The organism is Bradyrhizobium sp. 31Argb, assembly GCF_043638955.1.
Classification (GTDB): Bacteria; Pseudomonadota; Alphaproteobacteria; order Rhizobiales; family Xanthobacteraceae; genus Bradyrhizobium.
This window is the reverse complement of record NZ_JBEGDB010000419.1, coordinates 1-4,974: the sequence shown is the minus strand read 5'-3', so window position 1 is coordinate 4,974 and position 4,974 is coordinate 1. Positions and strand designations below refer to the sequence as shown.

Here is a 4,974-nt window from a genome sequence, read left to right as displayed (position 1 = left end):
CACCCCGATCGGGCAATCCAAAGCATTCCGCGCAAGTCAAGGCCGGGCACGGCGATCCTCTCGTGACGCTCACAGATCAACACGCGCGAGCGTGAGGCTTATGACCGACCATCGCGGCTCCTTTCAAGGTCGACAACCCGTGGTTCTCCGGCGGGACGGAGATTCCGACGTTTTCCAACGAGGAACTCCTCTCGACCAAGCTGCGCGCGCTGCTTCAGCGCAACAAAGGGCGTGACCTCATCGACCTTTCGCATTCGCTCGACATCTTCGAGACACTCGACACGAAGCGGCTCGTAGAGCTGTTCAGGAAATATTTGGATCTGCACGGTCAGGCAATTTCGCGCGCACAAGCCGAACAGCGGATGTTCGAGAAACTGGAGCGGCCCGATTTCCTCGCCGACGTTAAACCCCTGCTCACGGCGGAAGAGGCGGCGCGCTTCACCGACGAGACGGGTAGGGAAGCGTTCGCAGCTGTGTTTCGAGAGATTATCCAGGCGATCCCAGGCGAGCCTTGGGCGAATAATCCGGAGACCGCTGGTGTCTATCTCGCCTGCATGATGGCGCAGGTCGATGTGTTGAAGGATCACGGCCACCCGTACTCGGAGATCGCGAATGAATCGATCATCGAGGCAGTCGATTCGCTTAATCCGTATATGAGTTACAAGGGCGTGTCGTACATGGTCGACAATTGCTCGACTACGGCGCGGCTCGGCGCCCGCAAGTGGGCGTCGCGTTTTGATTATATTTTGAAACAACAGGCTTTCCCCGAAATAGGCAGGGCCTCGGTAGGCGACAGCACGCCGTTCGACAAGTTCCTCGCCAGCGACATTCACGAAGTGCCTGCGGTCTGCGCCGAACTGCGCCCCTCGGTCGACATCTCCGTAGTGCCGCGGTGAGAGTGACTTGACCTCGCGCGTCACGACGTTGTGAGCGCGGCGTCGTGGTCGACCTGATGACCGACGCGCGGTTTTCCCGCGGCTCAGTCGCCTCGTCATTGGCCACGTTGGGCTCGAAGCCGGTCTCGGCGGACCGATCGCGTTGGTCGAGGATGGTGACGAGATCGTCGCCGACCTCGATGCCAACGAACTCAACTTCACTGCGGCTGAGCCGATCCCGCCATCGCCAACAGCCCAAGGCGGCGTGGGACAAGGTGGTCGGGCCAATGGCAGCGCGCAAGCTCGTTGTCGTAGATTGGCGCGCCACGGCCGATGAAGACGGGCACCACAGCTTCGCTGTGGCGCCATGGAATTGAAGCCCTCTTGCCAAGGCCCATTCTGCGTCGCTTTGCGACACCGAACTACGAACCTCGCTTGCTACGCAATCGGACGTGTTCGGACGATTCAACTCATCAATCGATTGCCCCATCGACTATAACGAGATTTCCCACGGAGCTCTTGTGCCTTAGTAAGATTATCTTCTTAAACTCGTCAGACCCGTAACACGCCTCCGCCGCGGCGCGGGAGGGAAACTGAATGATCACCAGGCGAGGATGCGGCCACTCTCCCTCAAGAGCGGTCAGCTGTCCTCCGCGAGCAATGAAGTTCCCGCCGAATGGCACAAGGGTTCTTGGCACTTCTTTGCGGTACGCGTCGAACATGGCCTGGTCATTGATCGTTTCGGTGGCGATCACATAGGCCTTCATGATCGATCCCTCATGTTCCCGTCCTGACGTGGTCCTCTTCGATCCTGTACGGGAGTCGTAGAGTGGTCCGGTTACAGCTTCGGAGTCGCCCTGTTGATTGGTCGCGGAATCAACGTGGATGGGCCAGATCCGGATAGAGCATTCCGAGATTGTGCACAAATTGCATGCATCCTATGGTCCATTTGGGCAAGGCTGCCAAGAGTGACTGAACTTGAATTTCGTCAAGTGGACGTGTTTACCTCTGGGCCGTTGCGCGGCAATCCGCTGGCCGTCGTTGTGGACGCCGACGGCTTGGCCGGTACGCAGATGGCAGCGGTTGCTAGTTGGACCAACTTGAGCGAAACTGCCTTCCTCCTGCGGCCTACCAATCCAGATGCGGATTACCGCGTTCGCATATTTACGCCCCAGCGAGAGCTCCCCTTTGCGGGCTATCCCACTCTCGGCAGCTGCCATGTATGGCTCGCCTCAGGCGCAATACCCAAGAGCGACGTGTTCACACCTCCGTCAGGCAGCTCGAGGCCGACATCCGTACCTTCATCGACCTGCACAACAGACACCCGAAGCCCTTCAAATGGACCAAGTCAGCCGATCAGATTTTGGCTTCCGTCAAACGCTTCTGCCACAAAGCTCAACAGACTTTATGTGGCGAACTTTAGATTCACGGCACTAGCACTACTTTGGCAGAAAGTGTTTGCGCCACTGTTTTTCAAGGATTTGTTTTCGGCAATGCGGGCACCGTTGAGGCGGCGGCCGAAGGATGAGATCGGCGATGGCGTGACGTACGGCGGGCATGGTTGGCTGAGGCGAAGGCCCGTTGCTTTTTTTCTGCCCCGCGTATGCGAGGCGACGATGCTGCAGGAAGGCGTAGGCAATCATTGTCATCAAGGCGTGGCGATGGAGGCCCTGCCATGATCGCCCTTCGAAGTGATCAAGTCCAAGCTCCTCCTTCAACGGCTGATGCGCCTGCTCGCAGATCCATCGTGCCTTGATGGTAGCGGCCAGTGCGCGCAGATCCGTCGCCGCAGGGAGGTTGGCGAGATAGTATTTCTTCTCCCCTGAAGCACGTTGTTCACCAATGAGCCAAGCTTCGTCGCCCGGGAGATGCTGCTGACCTTTATCCCATATCCGCTGCGGAGGGCCGTCGGCGGTGCGGACACGGACAGCCGCAAATCTGGCTGTCAGACGACCTTTCGTTCCGCTGCGCCAACTCACGGTTTTCCATTTGGCGCTGGCCAGCATTTGTTCTGCCGCAATCGATAAGACATCTGGTACGTGGTGCTTTCGCGGCTTCCCGCGGACTTTGGTAATCGGCCAAATGAGCTGTACATCAACCGGATACACCTTGAGATGCCGACGGCCCAGGCCAGGCCACGTTCTGTTAGCCCTTGTCGAAACGGTGCGTTGAGCCCGTATCCTGCATCCGCCAGCACGCATCCAAAGCGCACGTTGGCTGCCATCGCTCGGTCAACCTCGGCCAAAGCAATTTCCGGCTTGGATCGTGCCGTTCGGCGTTCGACCGGCACGCGAGCACGCTTCAAACGATGCACATTGCTCATCCAGCTTTCGGGCAGAAAGAGACGCAATGCGAGCATCACGGGCACTTCGCCGCGCGCAAGGGTCAGCGACACCAGCGTTTGGCAATTTGCCGTTTTGCCAAGAGAGGACGCATATTGAGGCGCGACGCCAACCGAGCGGTCGCCCTTCTTCGGCATTGCCGTGTCGTCAATAACGAGCACCGCATCCTTGCCGCCGACAAGCCGGTCGGCCTGGTTGAGCAGTTCGGATTCCAACGGTGTCGCGTGTGTTTCGGCGTGGGGTCTCGACCCCAATCGGCGCGGCTCCGATTAATCAGATTCAATGCAATCAATGACTTGAAGGGGTCCCGAAGACGCCGATGGGGGTCATTTTTCGATGAGCATTCACATGCCGGCGGATGATCGAAGACATCCGATTGCCATTTGCGCGGCCGCGGCACAGTGAGCTTGTCACCCAAAGCGAGTTTGTTAATCTCAAAGGGCACGTGCTCCATCAGTTACGCCATCCGAACGGGAAAATGCCGCTGCAGCGGTTAAGCCCGCTGGGCAGTAGTCTCCGCGCTGCAGGATCTGCCTCATCGGCATCAAGCCGCTCCAGTAATCTAAACGCGTGATCTTTACCGCCTCCTCTTTGCGCGCGATTCGCGTTGCGATGCGGGCTTCCATCCGGTGCGCGCCCGCTCTGTCGACCGACCGGTGAGGCTTTACATATGGATGCTGCGGATCTCGAGTCTGAAGTGCTGCCCGCTACAAGGAGGCGCGAACCGACACTTCAACGGTCCGGCATCAATGGCCCGTCTCGGCGTTCTGCTGTCTCGGGGCAGCCGACACGAGATGTACGATCCGATATCCGTTCTCGTGCAGATAATGCAGAAAGGCGGGCATCATGGCGGCCGTTCGCGCCTGGGCATCGTGTAGCAGAATAATGCCCTTTCTTGCGGTCTCCAGTTGTTTGATAACGTTCTTTAGCTCTTGGTCAGGGCTTATGTTCTCCCAATCGCTTGCCCAAACGTCAGCGCCGAAGACGACTATTCCGCGCGATTGCAAGAGGTCGAGCGTCGCAGGCGTCGTAGCAAAATAGGGGTACCGGAAGAAGGGCGTTGAGAGACTCTTGCTTGAAACACCATTGAGCGCCAGTTCGTCGGCAGCAATGCCACGATCGATGTCGTCCTTTGCCTGCTCGAACGGAATCTTCGACATCATCGGATGCGACCAGCTATGGTGCGCGGCAGTATGTCCCTCGGCGGCAATGCGGCGGACGAGGTCAGGGAATTCTGCGGAGGATCTGCCGACCAGGAAGAATGTGGCCCGCACGCATTCTGCCCCGAGCGCCGACAGCACTTCTTGCGTGCTCGGCGGCCGCGGTCCATCGTCGAAAGTGAGGACGACCTCATGGTCAGCCAGAGGAAGCGTTTCCGGAAAGTTGTTCAGTCCGACGCGCGGATAAACCCTCGCATCGACCGCGAGTAGGCGCGAGGTGCCGAGTGTATCCTGCCGCGAGCAGTTAGCCGCGTTTGCTATGGCTGTGGCGGCAAACACCAGTGCCGCAGCACCGGTGAACCTTGAGGCCAATCTATGCGGGCGCATCCTTGTCATTGCGCCCCGCCACCATTGTTCCGCGAGCTCGTGTCGTGCCGCGATACAATAGCCTCGTGCGATATCAGGTGGCTCGGAAGGGTAGCCCCGGCCGCGCGCATTGAGTTCCTGCTCGGGCGATCGTCACTAGTGGTTCATCACAGTGATTTTGACGTTTTGATACCGAGCCATTCGAGGATCGGCAAGTTTTCGGGTGGCAGG

6 protein-coding genes and 2 pseudogenes are annotated in these 4,974 nt (G+C 58.8%); 4 read left to right on the top strand and 4 right to left on the bottom strand.

Translation table 11 applies throughout. The features are described 5' to 3' along the window. Positions 1-110: 110 nt before the first annotated feature. Together AAFX91_RS39020 and AAFX91_RS39015 are read left to right on the top strand one after the other, a co-directional pair. Positions 111-896 carry a nucleotidyl transferase AbiEii/AbiGii toxin family protein gene (locus tag AAFX91_RS39020; protein ID WP_394570053.1) on the top strand — a complete coding sequence of 262 codons (786 nt, stop codon included), beginning with the start codon at positions 111-113 and terminating at the stop codon, positions 894-896. A 142-nt stretch (positions 897-1,038) separates the two neighbouring features. Beyond that, entirely contained in the window at positions 1,039-1,212 is a 174-nt protein-coding gene (locus AAFX91_RS39015) for a hypothetical protein (RefSeq protein WP_394570052.1), read from the top strand. A gap of 136 nt (positions 1,213-1,348) precedes the next feature. Here AAFX91_RS39015 and AAFX91_RS39010 read toward each other — a convergent pair whose 3' ends face one another. Continuing rightward, positions 1,349-1,642 carry a DUF1330 domain-containing protein gene (locus tag AAFX91_RS39010; protein ID WP_394570051.1) on the bottom strand — a complete coding sequence of 98 codons (294 nt, stop codon included), beginning with the start codon at positions 1,640-1,642 and terminating at the stop codon, positions 1,349-1,351. 201 nt (positions 1,643-1,843) lie between these two features. On the opposite strand from AAFX91_RS39010, the pseudogene AAFX91_RS39005 reads away from it, so the two are divergent. After that, a pseudogene (locus AAFX91_RS39005) lies at positions 1,844-2,131 on the top strand (PhzF family phenazine biosynthesis protein); the annotation flags it as partial. After that, a pseudogene (locus AAFX91_RS39000) lies at positions 2,128-2,298 on the top strand (IS630 family transposase); the annotation flags it as partial. The pseudogenes AAFX91_RS39005 and AAFX91_RS39000, both read left to right, overlap by 4 nt. 16 nt (positions 2,299-2,314) lie before the next feature. On the opposite strand, the gene AAFX91_RS38995 reads toward AAFX91_RS39000, so the two are convergent. The 3 genes from AAFX91_RS38995 to AAFX91_RS38985 form a co-directional block, all read right to left on the bottom strand. Further along, a complete protein-coding gene (locus AAFX91_RS38995; protein WP_394570050.1) occupies positions 2,315-2,881 on the bottom strand; it encodes a hypothetical protein in 567 nt (188 codons plus the stop codon). Continuing rightward, entirely contained in the window at positions 2,851-3,432 is a 582-nt protein-coding gene (locus AAFX91_RS38990) for a transposase (RefSeq protein WP_394570049.1), read from the bottom strand. Before AAFX91_RS38990 ends, AAFX91_RS38995 begins: the two co-directional genes overlap by 31 nt. A gap of 531 nt (positions 3,433-3,963) precedes the next feature. Beyond that, positions 3,964-4,773, bottom strand: a complete 810-nt coding sequence (locus AAFX91_RS38985) for a polysaccharide deacetylase family protein (RefSeq protein WP_394570048.1) — start codon at positions 4,771-4,773, stop codon at positions 3,964-3,966. Between the last annotated feature and the right edge of the window lie 201 nt (positions 4,774-4,974).